The sequence below is a fragment of the Maribacter sp. genome (assembly GCF_039974175.1).
In the GTDB taxonomy this organism is placed as follows: Bacteria; Bacteroidota; Bacteroidia; order Flavobacteriales; family Flavobacteriaceae; genus Maribacter_C.
Genome location: NZ_JBDWJN010000013.1, coordinates 35983 through 53645 on the forward strand (window position 1 = coordinate 35983; position 17663 = coordinate 53645).

Annotated in this window: 15 protein-coding genes; 7 read left to right on the forward strand and 8 right to left on the reverse strand. The window is 39.1% G+C overall.

The window, feature by feature from the left end; genetic code table 11:
- Positions 1–3 precede the first annotated feature (3 nt).
- The 3 genes from ABJN95_RS17480 to ABJN95_RS17490 all read left to right on the forward strand — a co-directional run bounded on the left by ABJN95_RS17480 (position 4) and on the right by ABJN95_RS17490 (position 4171).
- The gene (locus ABJN95_RS17480; protein ID WP_348372305.1) at positions 4–2628 is read left to right on the forward strand and encodes a POTRA domain-containing protein; all 2625 of its coding nucleotides are present in this window, start codon (positions 4–6) and stop codon (positions 2626–2628) included.
- Between the two features lie 93 nt (positions 2629–2721).
- Positions 2722–3555 carry an OmpH family outer membrane protein gene (locus tag ABJN95_RS17485; RefSeq protein WP_348372307.1) on the forward strand — a complete coding sequence of 278 codons (834 nt, stop codon included), beginning with the start codon at positions 2722–2724 and terminating at the stop codon, positions 3553–3555.
- 106 nt (positions 3556–3661) lie between these two features.
- Complete coding sequence (locus ABJN95_RS17490) at positions 3662–4171, forward strand: OmpH family outer membrane protein (protein ID WP_348372309.1); 510 nt, start codon at positions 3662–3664, stop codon at positions 4169–4171.
- Between the two features lie 55 nt (positions 4172–4226).
- Here ABJN95_RS17490 and ABJN95_RS17495 read toward each other — a convergent pair whose 3' ends face one another.
- The 4 genes from ABJN95_RS17495 to gcvP all read right to left on the reverse strand — a co-directional run bounded on the left by ABJN95_RS17495 (position 4227) and on the right by gcvP (position 9837).
- On the reverse strand, positions 4227–5078 hold the full coding sequence (locus ABJN95_RS17495; RefSeq protein WP_348372310.1) for a glycosyltransferase family 2 protein: 852 nt from the start codon (positions 5076–5078) through the stop codon (positions 4227–4229).
- Positions 5079–5143: 65 nt separating this feature from the next.
- Positions 5144–5677 carry a methyltransferase gene (locus tag ABJN95_RS17500; protein ID WP_348372312.1) on the reverse strand — a complete coding sequence of 178 codons (534 nt, stop codon included), beginning with the start codon at positions 5675–5677 and terminating at the stop codon, positions 5144–5146.
- Positions 5678–5763: 86 nt separating this feature from the next.
- A complete protein-coding gene (locus ABJN95_RS17505; RefSeq protein WP_348372313.1) occupies positions 5764–6822 on the reverse strand; it encodes a ketoacyl-ACP synthase III in 1059 nt (352 codons plus the stop codon).
- Between the two features lie 162 nt (positions 6823–6984).
- Entirely contained in the window at positions 6985–9837 is a 2853-nt protein-coding gene (gcvP, locus tag ABJN95_RS17510; RefSeq protein ID WP_348372315.1) for an aminomethyl-transferring glycine dehydrogenase, read from the reverse strand.
- Between the two features lie 129 nt (positions 9838–9966).
- On the opposite strand from gcvP, the gene ABJN95_RS17515 reads away from it, so the two are divergent.
- On the forward strand, positions 9967–10821 hold the full coding sequence (locus ABJN95_RS17515) for a hypothetical protein (protein WP_348372317.1): 855 nt from the start codon (positions 9967–9969) through the stop codon (positions 10819–10821).
- Positions 10822–11018: 197 nt separating this feature from the next.
- Here the strand turns inward: ABJN95_RS17515 and ABJN95_RS17520 are convergent, their stop codons facing one another.
- Positions 11019–11573, reverse strand: a complete 555-nt coding sequence (locus ABJN95_RS17520) for a sigma-70 family RNA polymerase sigma factor (RefSeq protein ID WP_348373216.1) — start codon at positions 11571–11573, stop codon at positions 11019–11021.
- 116 nt (positions 11574–11689) lie between these two features.
- Here ABJN95_RS17520 and ABJN95_RS17525 point away from each other — a divergent pair, with 116 nt between their 5' ends.
- The gene (locus tag ABJN95_RS17525; protein WP_348372318.1) at positions 11690–12040 is read left to right on the forward strand and encodes a rhodanese-like domain-containing protein; all 351 of its coding nucleotides are present in this window, start codon (positions 11690–11692) and stop codon (positions 12038–12040) included.
- A gap of 27 nt (positions 12041–12067) precedes the next feature.
- Here ABJN95_RS17525 and ABJN95_RS17530 read toward each other — a convergent pair whose 3' ends face one another.
- The 3 genes from ABJN95_RS17530 to ABJN95_RS17540 all read right to left on the reverse strand — a co-directional run bounded on the left by ABJN95_RS17530 (position 12068) and on the right by ABJN95_RS17540 (position 15932).
- A complete protein-coding gene (locus tag ABJN95_RS17530; protein ID WP_348372320.1) occupies positions 12068–14098 on the reverse strand; it encodes a M3 family metallopeptidase in 2031 nt (676 codons plus the stop codon).
- Between the two features lie 70 nt (positions 14099–14168).
- Positions 14169–14660, reverse strand: a complete 492-nt coding sequence (gene purE / locus ABJN95_RS17535; RefSeq protein WP_348372322.1) for a 5-(carboxyamino)imidazole ribonucleotide mutase — start codon at positions 14658–14660, stop codon at positions 14169–14171.
- Positions 14661–14741: 81 nt separating this feature from the next.
- The gene (locus ABJN95_RS17540) at positions 14742–15932 is read right to left on the reverse strand and encodes a 5-(carboxyamino)imidazole ribonucleotide synthase (RefSeq protein ID WP_348372323.1); all 1191 of its coding nucleotides are present in this window, start codon (positions 15930–15932) and stop codon (positions 14742–14744) included.
- An 87-nt stretch (positions 15933–16019) separates the two neighbouring features.
- On the opposite strand from ABJN95_RS17540, the gene ABJN95_RS17545 reads away from it, so the two are divergent.
- Positions 16020–17126: an adenylate kinase gene (locus tag ABJN95_RS17545; protein WP_348372325.1), complete on the forward strand. Its 1107-nt coding sequence runs from the start codon at positions 16020–16022 to the stop codon at positions 17124–17126.
- A 2-nt stretch (positions 17127–17128) separates the two neighbouring features.
- Positions 17129–17653: a GNAT family N-acetyltransferase gene (locus ABJN95_RS17550; RefSeq protein WP_348372326.1), complete on the forward strand. Its 525-nt coding sequence runs from the start codon at positions 17129–17131 to the stop codon at positions 17651–17653.
- Positions 17654–17663 lie beyond the last annotated feature (10 nt).

Here is a 17663-nt window from a genome sequence, read left to right on the forward strand (position 1 = left end):
GGTATGAAAAAATTCATATCTCTTGAACTCTTATTTACCCTCCTACTACTTTTTACCTCCATCAGCTTAAGTGCGCAGGATGACACTTCCTATGAGAATGGTAAAAAATACATTCTAGGAGGACTAGAAGTTACCGGACTTCAAAGTTATAACGAACAAACGGTTAAAACGTATACGGGTTTGCGAGTTGGGCAACCCATCACGATTCCTGGAGACCAGATAAGTGCAGTGCTAAATAAACTTTGGGGCCTAGAGCTTTTTAGCAACCTCGAATTTTATGTTACCAACATTGAGGGTGAGAAGATTTTTCTAGAACTTACAATTACTGAACGACCTACGCTGTCAAAGGTTACCGTATATGGGGTCAAAAAAAGAAAGGTCGATGAGATTCTTGACGATACTGACCTTAAAAAAGGGAAAAAGATTACCGAAAGCTTGATTGCAAATACCAAAAATTACCTTCAAAACAAGTATAAGAAACAAGGCTTCCTCAATGCCAAAGTTAGCATTGCCACTGCGAAAGATACTTCTGAAACCAATGCGCGCAGTATGGTTGTCAATGTCAAAAAAGGAGATAAGGTAAAAATCAATGATATTGTTTTTGAAGGAAATCAAAAATTGCCAAGTAAGAAATTAAGAAGGGCATTGAAGAAAACCAAGAAAAAGCAGTTGGGTCGTTTCTGGAAAAAATCTAAATATATTCAAGATGACTATGACAATGATCTTGATCTTCTGGTAGATAAGTACGCAGAGAATGGTTATAGAGATGCAAGGGTCTTGTCAGATACTATTCTTAATGTTGATGAGAATAATATAGATATTAAAATAAAAGTTGAGGAGGGCAACAAATACTATTTTGGTGATATTGATTTTGTTGGAAATAGTGTATATACCGATCGACAATTGCATGCACTATTAAGAATTAAAAAAGGATCTACTTACAATGGTGTACTCTTAAGAGAACGTATTGCTGATGATTCTAAGCCAGATGCTATTGACGTTACAAGCTTGTATCAAAATAATGGCTACCTTTTTTCTAGTATTAATCCTGTTGAGGTTTCTGCAGAAAACGATACTATCAATTTTGAGATACGGATTATTGAGGGCAAGGAAACCTTTTTAGATCACGTCACCGTTACTGGAAATGACAAAACGAACGACCACGTAATTTATAGAGAACTACGTACACGACCGGGCCAAAAGTATAATAAGTCTGACATTATTCGCAGTATACGTGAATTAGGTCAGTTGGGTTATTTTGATGCAGAACAAATTAAACCAGACATTCAAAACCCTAATCCGAATGAGGGTACGGTAGATTTGGCGTATAGTTTGGTGGAATCAGGCTCTAGCCAAATAGAGCTGCAGGGAGGCTATGGTGGAGGCGGCTTCATTGGTACTTTAGGCCTCTCTTTTAGTAATTTCTCGATTCAGAATATCTTAAAAGGCGAAGCCTATAAGCCAGTACCTATGGGTGATGGGCAAACCTTTGCCCTACGCTTACAAGCAAGTAGAACTTTTCGAGTGTATAGTCTCAACTTTTCTGAACCTTGGTTAGGGGGTAAAAAACCGGTACGCTTCAATTTATCGGTTTCTAGAACACAACAGTTTGGAGTCACCAGAGATGATCGAGGAAGATTTCAACCCAATAAAGATCAGCAGTTTTCTATAACAGGGGCGACTCTGGGCCTTGCAAAACGGGTACAATGGCCTGATGATTTCTTTACAATTTCTCACTCTTTGGGGTATCAACTCTATGACTTTAGGAACTATAATATCGGTTTGTTTAATTTCGGTAACGGTAAATCGAACGCCATATCGTACACGCTTGGTATCTCAAGAAATGCCACTTCAGGGGGTCGTATTTTCCCCAGAGGAGGTTCAAATTTTGAAATAACGGCTAAGTTTACACCACCTTACTCGCTATTTAGTGATAAAGATTTTGAATCGTTGAGAGATCGTAGTGAGGAACTTAATATTAAAAGGGCGAATTTGTCCCAGGGCGAATCTTTGACTACCGAGGAGCTTGCCGAACTTGAAAATTCAGATCAAGAGCGTTTTCGCTGGTTGGAATATTACAAAATAAAATTCAAAGGAGATTGGTATACAACCTTGGTTGGGAGTGCAGATAAATCGTTGGTTCTGCGAACGAATGCAGAATTTGGATTTTTAGGCAATTACAACAATGACGTTGGCGATGTACCTTTCGAAAGATTTTTTGTTGGTGGTACTGGTCTGGGTAATTTTACTTTAGATGGTAGAGATATTGTTCAATTAAGAGGTTACGATGAGCAAACCCTTACACCTATCGATCCACTTACAGGTCAGCAAGAAGGAGCTTTGGTGTACAACAAATTTTCTTTAGAATTAAGATATCCACTGACTTTAAAACCTTCCGCTTCAATTTATGGACTTGCTTTTTTAGAAGCTGGAAACGCTTTCAACAATTTTCAAGAATTTAATCCGTTTCAATTAAAACGATCGGCTGGAGTGGGGCTTCGTATCTTTATGCCTGCATTTGGCTTACTGGGGATTGATTTTGGTTACGGGTTTGATCCTGATAACACAGGTCGAGAGACGGGAGCACATGGATGGGAAACGCACTTCATTATCGGCCAACAGTTTTGATTTAACAGCTTCGTATCAAAATCTAATGCGCTCATTTATATAGTTTTAGTATTTTTGGCACGATATTTTCTATTGGATTAAACGAAATCAAAAATGAAAGCAAAAACACAAGTTCTTATTGTATTGATTGCAGTACTGTTTTCATCGTACACCTTTGCACAAAGGGGAGTCCGAATAGCGTACGTAGACATGGAATATATCTTAGAGAATGTAGAAGAGTACCGTGATGCTACCTCACAATTGGAAACAAAAGTGCAAAAATGGAAGGTTGAGATAGAACAAAAGCAAAGTGAGGTTGAGCAAATGAAGAAAGATCTCATGGCGGAGAAAGTATTGTTGACCGATGAATTGATTACCGAACGTGAAGAGGAGATTCAGATTCTTGAAAAGGAAATGTTCGATTACCAACAAGATCGTTTTGGGCCGCAGGGAGATTTGGTTTTGCAAAAACAACAGTTGATACAACCTATACAAGATCAGGTTTTCAATGAAGTACAGAAAATAGGAAGTAATAAAAAATATGATTTTATTTTCGATAAATCAGCGGATGTTGTAATGTTGTACTCCCAAAAAAGGCACGATATTAGCGACCAGATCTTGAGAGGTATTGCTCGAACGCGAAAAGTGAGTGCTCCAAAGAAAAAAGCACCTAAGAAAAGCCGCTTTGAGGATGTCGAAGGAGAAGAAGTTGAAGCAATTAGTGAGGCGTTAAAAAACCGCAAGGAGCAAGCCGAGCAAGCGCAGGAAGCCAGAAGTAAGTCGGCTGACGAGAAAAGAGCTGAACAGCTCAAATTGAGAGAAGAACGAAAGAAGGCATACGAAGAACGAAGAAAGAAGTTGTTGGAAGAGCGGGAGGCTAAAAAGAAGGCCAAACAAGAGGACCGAAAAAAGAACACAGAGCAGGAAGACGATAATTCAGAAATCTAAAACGTTTCATCCCATGGATTTTCAGATACGGACGACGCAGATTTTTATAGCATATGAACAAATTTTTACTAACATAAATTAACACTCAAATTTTAAAATTAAACTCATGAAACACTTAAAAAAGATAGCTGTAGCACTAGTATTATTCGTAGCGGCATCAAGTTTTGTAAATGCACAGAGTAAAGTGGCACACATTGACGTTCAGAAATTATTATCTGATATGCCAGCAATGAAAGCTGCAGAATCAGAATTGAAAAAACTTTCAGAAACATACCAGGCAGATATTCAGGCTTCAATGACTGAATTGCAAAACAAATATACTTTGTATAAGAACGAGGCTGGAGCTAAATCTGAAGAGGAAAATCAAAAAAGAGCCTTAGAACTTCAAGGTTTTGAAAAAAACATAGGAGAAGCACAACAAGCTGCACAACAGGAAATTCAGAAAAAGCAAGCTGAACTTTTCGGTCCAATCTCCGAAGAGGCGAAAAAAGCTATCGAGAAGGTAGCCGCTGCTCAAGGTTTCGACTATGTACTCGATTCGCAGCCAGGAAGTGCTGCTATCGTAACTAAAGGAAAAGACTTACTTGCCGATGTAAAGCAAGAACTAGGTTTCTAAGAAGCCTCACGATATTGATAAAAGAACATCCTGCCTGTCGGCGGGATGTTTTCGTTTACAAGAGTTTTCTTTTTATGTTTTTCCAACGTAATTTACGAATGAACTGACCTTGTTTTTCGGATACTAAAAAAGAAGCTCTTTCTTTTCTAGCCGTATAGTAACCTTCGAAGTTGTCAAAGAATACTTTCCAATTTTTATGATTTAAAGCCATTTTCGCAGAGGCTATAAACGTAATCCAAAAGCCATAACGCATGGTATACATTGCCTTCCCCTGAAGTAATTTTGCCTTTTCATTATAAGATAGCCCGGTAGGGCGAAGGTGTTTCGCATTCAGACCATCATCTGTAAAGATTTCAAAGCCGTTGTATTGGGCAAGGAGTTCATCTACCGTATCCCATCCCATTGCGTTTTTAAGTCCGCCCATAGCCTTGAAACAGTTCTTTGAATAGGCTTTGAATGCACCGCGTACATGATTTTTGTTCATCGGGTGGTTTCGCTTCCAATGCCCATTTGAATCTTTTTCGCTTAGGAAACCTCCCGCAATGCCCACTTTAGGATTTCCGGTGAAAATATAGGCAATACGTTCAAAGTAATTGTCGGGTAAAATGATATCCGCATCCAACTTTACAAGAAAGTCAAATTCATCATTTAAAACACTTAATCCCTTGTTGAATGCATTTACTACTTTACTTCCAGGCATATGCAAGGTAGAAGATGTAATGTTCAGTTTTTTAAAAATCGAACTTAAGCCTAAAAATGTATCTATTATGGCTTCCGTGCCATCAGTAGAATTGTCATTTACCACCACCACCTGTTCTGGTTGTAGACTTTGCCGCAAAACAGAGTTCAAGGTATCTGCTAAAAATGCTTCCTCGTTATGGGCTGGAATTACTATGTAATATCGCATATTAATGGAGCCAATTTTCGAATGACAAATTCAAATATCCTTTTAGACCGATAATCATTAGAATTTCACTTTTGTATATTTTTTCGTTCCGCGTAAACTATATAGTACCGTGGGGTAAAGCTTCTAAGCAAAGGACGTAGCCCAATTTTTTTTACAGGGTTGGTCCACTTTGCCCGGTCTTTTATGTTCCAACCGGCTTTCTCCAGTAGCCAATCGAATTGCCAGTCTTCGAATTCGTGATAATGTCTATCCCATGGGTCTGTTTTACTCTGATAGGCAGGAGAAAACCACAATCGCATCGGTATACTAGCCACTAGTTTATTCGCTTTGATTTCTCTTAATACATTGAAAGGGGCAATTAAATGTTCAAAAATTTCAAAAGCAGTTACCACTTCCGCATTTGAATTTCGAACCGTAGCAAAGTCCAAATCCAGATCTTCTCCATCAGTATTTGCTACCTTGTATCCATTACCCTCCATAATCTCAGAAAAAGGATTTCTAACCCCTAAATCTAAAATAGATTCATTCGTAACAATATGCTTTTGAAGAAAGGAAAGGGTGTGTTGAAAACGTTTATTCGGAAAAGTCTTTTCGTACATCAGCAAGGTTTCAAGTTTAGGTTGTCAAGTTCAGGCTAACTAAAATCAAGAATATTAAAGCGCGAAACAATAGCCATATGAAACTTTTAAACCCTGTATACAATGGCGTTTATATTCATACCTGCGCCAACACTTGCAAAGATAATAACATCTCCCTTGCGAATAGATTGATTTTCTAATTTTCCATTGCGAACCATATCTAAAAGTGTAGGAATGGTGGCAACAGAACTGTTTCCTAATTTCTCGATATTCATGGGCATAATGCCAGATGGCACCTCCATATCATAAAGACCATAAAAACGTTTTACAATGGCCTCATCCATTTTTTCATTCGCCTGATGTATAAAAATCTTGCGTACCTCGGATATTTCTACACCACTATTCTTTAAACAATTAGCCATGGCTTGGGGAACGCAGGTGACCGCAAACTCATAAATTTTTCGCCCATACATTTTGATGTATTTGGTGTTGTCTTTGGATGGACTTTTATACGATTTTCCAAAAAATAGAAAGTAGGCTTCGTCATGAGCGTATGTTGCAGTTTCGTGAGATAAAATCTGGCCTAAATTTTCGCTCGCTTCAATAACCGTTGCGCCGGCTCCGTCAGAATAAATCATGGAATCTCGGTCATACGGATCTACTATTCGTGAAAGTGTTTCGGCGCCAATAACCAAACACTTTTTGGCAATTCCACTCTTTATAAAAGCGTTTGCCTGAATTACGCCTTCAATCCATCCTGGGCAGCCAAAAATCAGGTCATAAGCAACACATTTCGGATTTTTAATACGCAGATGGTGTTTTACACGGGTAGCCAAACTGGGTAGCGTATCACCTTGATATTGACCATGAGCAACATCGCCGAAATTATGTGCAAGAATTATATAATCTAAGTCTTCTTTGTCAATACCAGAATCTGAGATTGCCTTTTCGGCTGCAAGAAAAGCAATATCGGAAGCATTTAGACTTTCCGCTACATACCGCCTTTCACCAATGCCGGTAATTGCCTTGAACTTTTCAATGATAACCGCATTGTCTTGTTTAAAAATTGAACCATCGGAATTTAGAAACTCTTGTTTTTCAAAATCTTGATTTTCAACTACAGTTTCAGGGATGTAGCTTCCAGTTCCAGTAATTGCAATTCGCATAGACTATGGTTTTTGGTCGAATAAACTTACCCATAATAAAAAGAAATATTATGCATGCATAATATTTAATACGATGCTCAAAAACCCTTTCTTGAACAAGAAATAATTAAAAAAGCCTTTCTCGAAATGAAGAAAGGCTTGAAACTACTGTATTTATTGCTTTTATTCGACTTCTTCGTAGGCTTCAATAGGCGTGCATGTACAGATGAGATTACGGTCGCCATAAGCATCGTCGACACGACGAACAGAAGGCCAAAACTTGTTTTCTGAAATATAGGGTAGTGGAAACGCCGCCTTTTCTCTACTATAGGGAAATTCCCATAAATCGTTCGTTACCATACCCAAGGTATGCGGAGAATTTTTTAAAACATTGTTGCCATCATCTGCTTGGGCCGTATCGATCTCTTCCCTGATGGAAATCATGGCATCACAAAAACGATCCAACTCCTCTAAGCCTTCACTTTCTGTCGGTTCTATCATCATGGTTCCAGCGACGGGAAATGACACTGTTGGGGCGTGAAAACCATAATCCATTAAACGTTTGGCAATATCAGTCACTTCGATACCATGCTGTTTGAAAGGGCGACAATCGATAATCATTTCGTGGGCAGCACGGCCCTTTTCACCAGTGTAGAGTACATTGAATTTGCCTTCCAATCTGTTTTTGATGTAATTGGCGTTCAATATAGCAATTTCGGTAGAGCTTGTTAAGCCGCTTTCGCCTAACATTTTAATATATCCATACGAAATCAAACAAGCTAATGAACTTCCCCAAGGAGCGGCCGAAATAGCACTAATAGCATTTGTACCCCCTGTTTCAATGACTGGATTTCCAGGAAGAAACGGAACCAATTGAGGGGCTACGCAAATGGGCCCAACCCCAGGTCCACCACCGCCATGTGGTATGGCGAAGGTTTTATGTAGATTCAAATGACAAACATCTGCACCAATTGTGGCGGGATTGGTAAGCCCTACTTGAGCATTCATATTGGCACCGTCCATATACACTTGTCCGCCATGATCGTGAATCATTTTGGTGATCTGCTTTATAGACGATTCAAAAACGCCATGTGTTGAAGGATAGGTAACCATCAAAGCGGCCAGATTTTCAGAATGCAGCAGCACCTTTTCTTCTAAATCTACCACATCAATATTACCTCTTTCATCGGTCTTAGTAACTACAACTTTCATACCCGCCATAACTGCAGATGCGGGATTTGTTCCATGTGCAGATGCTGGAATAATACAAATCGAACGATGACCCTCACCTTTGGATTCGTGATAAGCCCTTATTACCATCAAACCTGCGTATTCACCTTGTGCCCCTGAATTTGGTTGCAAAGAAGTAGCCGAAAAACCGGTTATGACACTCAAATCGTTGGCCAATTCTTTTAACACAATTTGATATCCTTCGGCCTGATTTATTGGTACAAAAGGATGAATATTGCCCCAATTGGCCATGCTGAGCGGTAGCATTTCTGAAGCTGCGTTTAATTTCATAGTACAGCTTCCCAATGAAATCATGGAGTGATTTAAGGCCAAATCTTTGCGTTCCAATTTTTTGATGTACCGCATCAATTCGGTTTCAGAATGATAGGAATTGAAGACGCTATCTTCTAGGAACGGAGTTGTTCGCCGTAAACCATCGACTATGGTAGATTTCGAACTGGTATCCGTTATAGCTATTGCGTCTTTTTCCAACGCCTCGGCAAAAATGGAAAGAATTTCTTGAAGATCTTTCAAAGTGGTAGCTTCATTTACCGCAATGGAAACGGTTTGCGCATCCACATATAAAAAGTTCACCTCTCGCGCTTCTGCAATGGGCTTCAACGTGTTGGCATCAATTTTAACAGTTATGGTATCAAAGTAAGATGAATTCACCTGATATAGGCCTAATTGCTCTAGGCTTTCTGAGAGCGTGACCGCTGTGGAATGAACTTTGTCTGCAATATATTTTAGTCCTTTTGGGCCATGATAAGCAGCATACATGCCAGCCATGACAGCTAACAATACCTGAGCGGTACAAATGTTCGAAGTCGCTTTATCTCTTTTGATATGTTGTTCGCGAGTTTGTAGCGCCATGCGCAATGCACGCTTCCCGTCAGTGTCTTTGGTCACCCCAATAATACGGCCTGGAATGTTTCTTTTGTAAGCTTCTTTGGTAGCGAAGAATGCAGCATGTGGTCCGCCATATCCTAACGGAATTCCGAAACGTTGTGTCGTACCTACTACCACATCAACCCCAAACTCTCCCGGAGGTGTTAGGAGTACAAGGCTTAAAATGTCAGCGGCAACTGCCACTTTGATATTGTTCTCTTTAGCATTGGCTACAAAATCTGAATAGTCATGTACTTGTCCATATTTCCCAGGGTATTGTAAAATAGCACCAAAGAAATCATGCTCAAAATTGAAATCTTCATGGTTTCCAATCACCAATTCAATATGCAAGGGGTTTGATCGGGTTTGCAGCAAAGAAAGTGTTTGAGGCAATATCTCCTCTGAAACAAAAAATTTTAAAACTCCGTTTTTCTTTTGTTCTCGACTACGAACATCAAAGAGCATCGTCATGGCTTCAGCTGCCGCCGTACTCTCGTCTAAAAGAGAGGCATTTGCTAATTCCATTCCAGTTAGGTCTGAAACTACGGTTTGAAAATTTAATAACGCTTCTAAACGTCCTTGGGCGATTTCCGCTTGATAGGGGGTATAAGCCGTATACCAGCCTGGGTTCTCAAGAATGTTTCTTTTGATAACCGAGGGAGTTAGGCTTTCATGGTATCCTAAGCCGATATAAGATTTGAATACCTTATTCTTTTTGGCTAATTCTTGAATATGGTTCAAAAACTCATGTTCGCTCATTGGATCATCAAGTTGCAGGCGTTCTTGAAGACGAATATCTTGTGGAATGGTTTCCGAGATGAGTTGTTCTAAATTTTCAACTTCCACCTTTTCCAGCATATGGTGAAGGTTCTCTTCTCGAATGCCAATATGGCGAGTAGCAAACACATCGGTTCTCATAAAGTCATATTCAAATTAGTCAGGCAAAATTAGCGATTAATTGACATAAAATAGTGCTATTGTCGATGAACAGCATGAAAGTTTTTAACTAAAAATGTGGGTTATAAACAGTTTGGCTACTTTTGTTTAATGAAGTGGCTTAAAAGCATTTTTGACTTTTACTTAGATGCTAGCATTCACGTTGCATTCGCCTTGTATGCGCTGCTTCAACTTACCTTCCAAACCTTAAACATTTCTTCTAATTATCATCTGTCTTTTTTTGTCTTTTTCGGGTCGATAAGCTGCTATAATTTCATCAAATATGGTGTAGAAGCTGAAAAATATGTTTTGGTAACCAACCCCTACTACAGAGGAATTCAGTTCTTAAGTATAAGCGCTCTGGGTTTTGCACTCTATCACGGTTATTTTCTAAACTTTGAAGTATGGTCAGGGGTCTTTGCGTTGGTATTTCTAACGGGGCTTTATGCTTTGCCTGTTTTGCCCAAAGCAAAGAACCTGAGAAGTTGGGCAGGAGCCAAAATATTTGTGGTAGCATTAGTCTGGGCGGGAACAACTGTTTTACTACCCGTACTTTCCGCTAAGCAATCTGTTTCTTGGGATGGTGCTGTAGCGATTTTTCAACGTTTTGTATTGACCCTTATTTTACTGATTCCATTCGAAATACGTGATCTTGCCTTTGATAAACCCGAATTAAGAACTATGCCGCAGCGTTATGGAGTTACAAATACCAAAATTTTTGGAGGTTTAGCCACGTTAGTTTTTTTCTTTAGTACTTTTTTGAAAGATGATTTAAGCCTAGAGGAGTTATTGCTAAATGGAATTCTATTCTTGGTGCTGGGGAGTATGATATTTATTACAAAGAGAAATCAATCGAAATACTATGCTTCCTTTTGGGTAGAAGCCATTCCTATTTTTTGGTACGGCCTGGCCCTAGTGTTGGAAAAATCATTCAGTACTTATTCTGAAGTTGCTCTTTCATTTTAAGTTTATCTTGTTCAGAAAGACTTTGCAGGTTCGCTTTTTCGCAGAGTGTAGTTAGTTCCGTATTCTTTTTTGTGAATGCAGAACAGGTCTTGCACATCAAAAGATGGAATTGAAGCTTCAATTTTTCAATGAAAGTAGCTTCTCTATATTGTGTTTTGTTGCAAATTATAGCTGCTTTTTCGCAAGAAATCATAGTTTTAGAACCAATTTTCGTTAAGGCAACCCATCAAAGCAGTTCGTGATCGATGAATCATTACCCAAAGGTTTGACGGATTTATTCCTAGTTCATTACAAATATCTTCAGTACTTACTCCTTGAATGGTCTTCATTTTAAAAACTAGGGCTTGTTTTTTAGGTAATTTAGAAATACACTCTTGAATCGCCATGCCCAATTCCTCATTCTCAATGGGGCTATTTTCCAAGTTACTGAATGGATCCGCAACTTGCTCCTCCAACCAATCGCCTTCTGAATCACTACTTGAACTGTAGCTCATCCGAACCTCTGCTTTTCCTTTTTTGGAATTGATTTTTCGGTAATGATCGATAACCTTTCGCTTTAAAATAGCAATAAGCCAAGTTCGTTCGGCGGCATCTCCCTTATAATTTTTTGCCGACTTTAAGCCTGCAAAAAAAGTTTCCTGTACTAAATCCTTCGCAATTTCCGCATCACTTACGCGAGCGACTGCAAAATTAAATAGATAGTCAGCGTATTGATCTACCCACTTATCCGGATTTAGTTGATGTGTTACCATTTTTTTTGAATCGGTATCAAAAGTAACTGAATTTGATTTAATTACCTTAAAATTTTCTTGCTGTTCGGTGAACTTTAATGCTGCCATAATTTTATCTTTGATTAAACTTCTATGTTATGCGATATCACTTTTTAGTTGCCCTAGTGTTCTTATTTTCAATGGGCTGTGCCCAAAGTAAATCAAAACCTATCACAGAATTTTCACAAAACGATATCAAAAACGGGATATTGATTGATGTAAGAACGCCTGAAGAATATGGCTCAGGTCATATAGATAATGCCATGAACATCAATTGGTATGATGAAAATTTTACGAAACAATTCGAGTCAGTCGATAAAGAAGAAACTATCTATTTATATTGTAAGAAAGGCGGTCGTAGTGCAAAAGCAGCTTATTTGCTAGATTCCTTGGGCTATAAGAACGTTATTGATTTGGAGGGTGGGTACGATGCCTATTCGAATAAATAATTGGGCCTTTTTTTTATCACAATATGTTTATCCGACTTTTAATAAGCCTGCTCTTTCTAACAATGCTTCAACCTTAGGCTCCGCCCCACGGAATCTTTTGTACAAAACCATTGGATTTTCTGTACCCCCTTTTGAAAGTACATATTCCTTAAACTTAGTAGCAACTTGCTTGTTAAAAATTCCCTTTTCTTTGAAATAAGCAAATGCATCAGCGTCCAATACTTCGGCCCATTTATAGCTGTAGTACCCCGAGGAGTACCCACCCTGAAAAATATGGGCAAAAGCCGTACTCATACAAGTTTCAGTCGTGTCAGGATATAAATTTGTACCGGCAAAAGCCTTGACTTCGTGTTCTTTCACATCGGTAATGCCTTTGGGGTTGGCTCCGTGCCATGACATGTCTAATAGCCCGAAACTTAACTGGCGAAGCGTAGCCATTCCCTCTTGGAAGGTGGCAGATTCTTTTATTTTTTGCACCAATTCCATGGGTATTACCGCTCCTGTTTTATAGTGTTTGGCAAAGAGTTCCAAGGCCTCTTTTTCATAACACCAGTTTTCCATAACCTGCGAAGGAAGCTCTACAAAATCCCAGTAAACAGAAGTGCCGGAAAGGCTAGGGTAGGTGGTATTGGCCAGCATACCGTGCAACCCATGTCCGAATTCGTGAAATAAAGTGGTTACTTCGTTAAAGGTTAACAAAGATGGTTTGGTTTCAGTAGACGGAGTGAAGTTGCAAACATTGGAGATATGCGGACGCACATTTACCCCATTTTTTTGGTATTGTGATTTGAAAGAAGTCATCCAGGCACCACCACGTTTTCCGGGGCGTGGGTGGAAATCTGCATAAAATATGGCAATGAAATTCTTCTCTAAATCATAGACCCGGTAGGTTTTGACTTCTTCATGGTACTTGTCAATATCCGATACTTCTTCGAATTGCAAGCCGAATAGCTTTTGCGCAACTTTAAAAACGCCATCTATGACATTTTCCAATTTGAAATAAGGTTTTAACTGCTCGTCGTCTAAACTGAACATTTTTTGTTTTAGTTTTTCAGCGTAATAGCTACCATCCCATTTTTGCAGTTGGTCAATGCCATCTACGTCTTTTGCAAAATCTTCCAATTGTTTGAATTCACGTTCGGCCGCGGGTTTTGCTTTCTCCAACAGTTCGTTCAAAAATGAATAGACCTTTTCTGGGGTTTCCGCCATGCGTTCTTCCAACACGAAATGGGCATGCGTTTTATATCCTAAAAGAGTAGCGCGTTCATGTCTTAAATTGGCAATTTTTAGAACAATTTCTTGATTGTCTAGATTATCTCCTTTGAACGCTTTACTTCCGAAAGCTAGGGAAAGCTCTTTTCTCAATGCTCTATTCTTGGCATATTTCATGAATGGAATATAGCTAGGGTAATCTAATGTCAGTAGCCATCCTGTATCTTTGCCTTTGGATTTTGCCAATTGCGCCGCGGCTTCCTTAGCGCCCTCCGGTAATCCATCTAAATCAGCTTCGTTAGTGATATGCTTTTGAAATTTGTTCGTTTCGGCTAAAACGTTTTCCCCGAATTTTAATTTTAATTTCGAAGATTCAGCATCGATTTCTCTAAGCCGCTTTTTTTTGTCTTCGGATAAATTTGCCCCATTGCGGCTGAAACTTTTATATTTTTTATCGAGAAGGGTCTGTTGTTCTACCGACAGGTTTAAATCACCCTTTTGGTCGTAAATGGTTTTTATCTTAGTAAACAAATCCTCGTTTAAGGTGATATCATTACCAAATTCAGAAAGCAGGGGAGAAACTTCCTGTGCAATCTTTTGAATCTCTTCATTCGTTTCAGCGGAATTTAGATTGAAGAACACACTTGAAATTCGGTCTAGCTGCTGACCCGAAAACTCAAGAGCTTCAATGGTATTCTCAAAAGTAGGAACTTCTGTATTTGAAGTTATGGCATTGATTTCAGCCCGCGCATCTTCAATTCCTTTTAAAAAAGCAGGTTTAAAATGGGCATTCTTGATTTTTGAAAAGGGCGCTAAATCGAATTCTTCTAAAAGCGGGTTGCTCATTGTATATTTATCTATTGAAAATTGATTTTCGACTCGGTTCACACAGGCAGCAATGTGTGCCTTAGGATTTTTACTTTGTACTTCTTACTTTTTTTGCTCCGTCAATGACTTTCTGCTTCAATCCCTCTTTATAAAGAATAACCTTATCAAGAACACATTTGTCTGAAGCTCCGATAATCTGTGCAGCGAGAATACCGGCATTTTTAGCACCATTTAATGCAACAGTTGCAACGGGTACACCTCCGGGCATTTGAAGAATGGAAAGAACAGAGTCCCAACCATCAATGGAATTACTGCTTTTCACCGGAACACCAATTACGGGTAGAGGAGACATTGACGCTACCATGCCAGGTAAATGTGCCGCCCCGCCTGCTCCGGCTATTATAACAGTATAGCCATTGGTATGTGCATTCTTGCTGAAATCGAAAAGCTTTTCAGGCGTGCGGTGCGCCGATACGATATCAACATCAACTTCGATGTCGAAACCTTTTAAAATATCAATGGCGTCCTGCATTACAGGCAGATCGCTTGTGCTTCCCATGACTACGGCTACTTTACTCATAAAATTTCAATTTATACATTCCAATTTCCAATTCTTGACTTTAGAAATTTGCCCCGAGTGCTATCGAGTTAGTTTTATGTTTTATTTGCTAATCACCTGTATTGTTTCTTTTACTTTTTGTGCAATGCTTCTCGCTTTTTCAATGTCCTTGTTTACTATGGTCACATGACCCATTTTGCGAAAAGGGCGGGTCTGGTTTTTTCCGTAAATGTGCGGAGTAACGCCATCCATGGCCATGATTTCAGCAATGTTTTCATAAATCACAGCACCGGTATGACCTTCAGCCCCGACCAGGTTGACCATGATTCCGGCTGCCTTGCTCTCAGTGCTACCCAAAGGTAAATCTAAAATTGCTCGAATATGTTGTTCAAATTGATTGGTGTAACTAGCTTCTATACTATAATGGCCGCTATTGTGAGGTCTGGGAGCTACTTCATTAACCAAAATCTCATCTTCCTGTGTCTGGAACATTTCTACGGCTAAAATACCTACATGCCCAATTTCTTCAGAGACTTTTAAGGCAATCTCAATTGCTTTTTTGGCGACTATCTGATCTATTCGGGCCGGACAAATTACATACTCTACCTGATTTGCTTCAGGATGGAACTCCATTTCAACTACTGGATAGGTACACACTTCACCGCTGGGGTTTCGAACTACGATTACAGCGAGTTCGTTCTTGAACGGAATCATTTTCTCGGCGATGCATTCTCCCGCTGGTAGCGCCTCGATATCATCTATAGAGCGAACCACTTTCACACCTTGACCGTCATAACCAAATTGAGCCGCTTTCCACACAAATGGAAATTCTAATCCACCGTTTTCGACGCTATCCTTGATTTCGCTTGCGTAGGCGAAACGTGAAAAATCTGCCGTGGGAATTCCGTTGTCTGTATAAAATAATTTTTGGGTCGCCTTATTTTGAATAGTTCGAAGTGTTTTTGTTGGCGGATAGACTTTGATACCTTCCTCTTCTAATTTTTCTAAGGCGTCGAGATTAACGTTTTCAATTTCAATAGTTAATACATCGACTTGCTTTCCAAAATTATATACATCGTCAAAATCCATCAAACTCCCTAAGACAAATTCATTGCAAGCAATACGACAGGGTGCTGCTTCCGTGCTCTCCAAAACCTTGGTGTAGATGTCAAATTTTCGGGTTTCGTAGAGAAGCATTTTACCCAATTGACCACCACCTAAAATTCCCAATTTAAAATTAGAAGAAAAGTAGTTATTTCTATTAATCACTGAAGCCTTTTTTTTTGTTCCCACAAAAATACATTTAAATAGTAAAACCAAGGTCATAGCGGTAAAAAAGAGAAATCAAAACGTTATATTTGCCCCTTTATAAATTGAAAGGTGATAAAGCTCCACGACAAATATTTCAAACCTTTTTTGAGTACAGCTGAAATTCAGGCTGCGGTTGAAGGCTTAGCCATAAAGATTGCGGCTGACTACAAAGATGAAACTCCCATTTTTATTGGCGTTTTGAATGGGGCATTTATGTTCGTTTCCGATTTTCTAAAAGCCTATGAACATCCTTGTGAAGTGTCGTTCGTAAAGTTGAGCTCTTATCAAGGTTTGACCTCCACGGGTATAGTCGAAACGCTATTAGATCCACCGGAAAATATAGAAGGCCGAACCGTAATTATTCTCGAAGATATTATAGATACGGGGCGTACTTTGAAAGAGCTTGTACATCTGTTTTCACACACGAACGTCAAAGAGTTCAAAATAGCGACCTTATTCTATAAGGCTGAAATTTATAACGGTGAATATAGTATTGACTACGTGGGCATTGAAATACCAAATAAGTTTATCGTAGGTTATGGGCTTGATTACAATGAACTAGGCAGAAATTTAAAAGAAGTATACCAACTAAACCAAAAACATATGATTAACCTTGTACTATTCGGAAAACCAGGCGCCGGAAAAGGCACTCAGGCCGAATTTTTAAAGGAAAAGTATAATTTAAAGCATATTTCTACCGGAGATCTTTTTCGATACAATATGAAGAATAATACAGAATTGGGGCAATTGGCCAAGTCTTACATCGATAGAGGTGATTTGGTGCCTGATGAGGTTACAATTAAAATGTTGCAAGATGATGTAGAGAATAATCCTGAGGCTAGCGGCTTCATATTCGACGGCTTCCCAAGAACAACCACTCAAGCTGAAGCCTTAGACGCTTTTTTAGCAACAAGAGGAATGAAAATTGACGCTACAATAGCCTTAGAGGCCAATGAAGAAGTCTTAATTCAGCGACTTTTGGAACGCGGAAAGGTAAGCGGTAGATCAGACGACCAAGATGAAGCTAAGATTCGCAATCGCTTCGAAGAATACAACCAAAAAACAGCCCCCTTGCGTTCTTTCTATGAGGCTCAGGGAAAATTTCATAGTGTTGATGGTATAGGTGAAATAGATGATATCACGTTTCGTTTGGGAAAGGTTATCGAGGAATTGTAAGAATGAACTTTGATATTCAACCTGTTCTTGAGGATGATTTGCTGTTGATAAGGCCCTTAAAGAATGAAGATTTTCAAGCGCTGTACAAGGCTGCTTCAGACCCCTTAATCTGGCAGCAACACCAAAACAAAAATCGATATACCATAGAGAATTTTACGAAGTTTTTCGATGAAGGGATAGCGTCAAATGGCGCACTTGCCATTATCGATAAGAAGTCCAAACAACTTATTGGTAGTTCACGATACAAGATGCTAAGTGAAGCAGAAGGAGTCGTAGAAATTGGTTGGTCATTTCTATCTAGGAAGTATTGGGGAGGTCATTACAACAGGGCGTTCAAGAAATTAATGATTAACTATGCATTGCAATATTGTAATCATATCGTTTTCTATGTGAATTCGAAGAACTACAGATCTCAAAAGGCGGTGGAGAAACTTGGGGGAAGGAAAATGAACTATCTTGATAAGCCATGGGTATTGCATACAGATGTTGGCCAAACCTATGTTATAGATAGACCGCTAATAGGATAAAATTCAACTA

Coding starts and splice junctions, on each gene's coding strand:
- ABJN95_RS17480 (WP_348372305.1), top strand. CDS start 4: ATGAAAAAATTCATATCTCTTGAACTCTTATTTACCCTCCTACTACTT.
- ABJN95_RS17485 (WP_348372307.1), top strand. CDS start 2,722: ATGAAAGCAAAAACACAAGTTCTTATTGTATTGATTGCAGTACTGTTT.
- ABJN95_RS17490 (WP_348372309.1), top strand. CDS start 3,662: ATGAAACACTTAAAAAAGATAGCTGTAGCACTAGTATTATTCGTAGCG.
- ABJN95_RS17495 (WP_348372310.1), bottom strand. CDS start 5,078: ATGCGATATTACATAGTAATTCCAGCCCATAACGAGGAAGCATTTTTA.
- ABJN95_RS17500 (WP_348372312.1), bottom strand. CDS start 5,677: ATGTACGAAAAGACTTTTCCGAATAAACGTTTTCAACACACCCTTTCC.
- ABJN95_RS17505 (WP_348372313.1), bottom strand. CDS start 6,822: ATGCGAATTGCAATTACTGGAACTGGAAGCTACATCCCTGAAACTGTA.
- gcvP (WP_348372315.1), bottom strand. CDS start 9,837: ATGAGAACCGATGTGTTTGCTACTCGCCATATTGGCATTCGAGAAGAG.
- ABJN95_RS17515 (WP_348372317.1), top strand. CDS start 9,967: ATGAAGTGGCTTAAAAGCATTTTTGACTTTTACTTAGATGCTAGCATT.
- ABJN95_RS17520 (WP_348373216.1), bottom strand. CDS start 11,573: ATGGTAACACATCAACTAAATCCGGATAAGTGGGTAGATCAATACGCT.
- ABJN95_RS17525 (WP_348372318.1), top strand. CDS start 11,690: ATGCGATATCACTTTTTAGTTGCCCTAGTGTTCTTATTTTCAATGGGC.
- ABJN95_RS17530 (WP_348372320.1), bottom strand. CDS start 14,098: ATGAGCAACCCGCTTTTAGAAGAATTCGATTTAGCGCCCTTTTCAAAA.
- purE (WP_348372322.1), bottom strand. CDS start 14,660: ATGAGTAAAGTAGCCGTAGTCATGGGAAGCACAAGCGATCTGCCTGTA.
- ABJN95_RS17550 (WP_348372326.1), top strand. CDS start 17,129: ATGAACTTTGATATTCAACCTGTTCTTGAGGATGATTTGCTGTTGATA.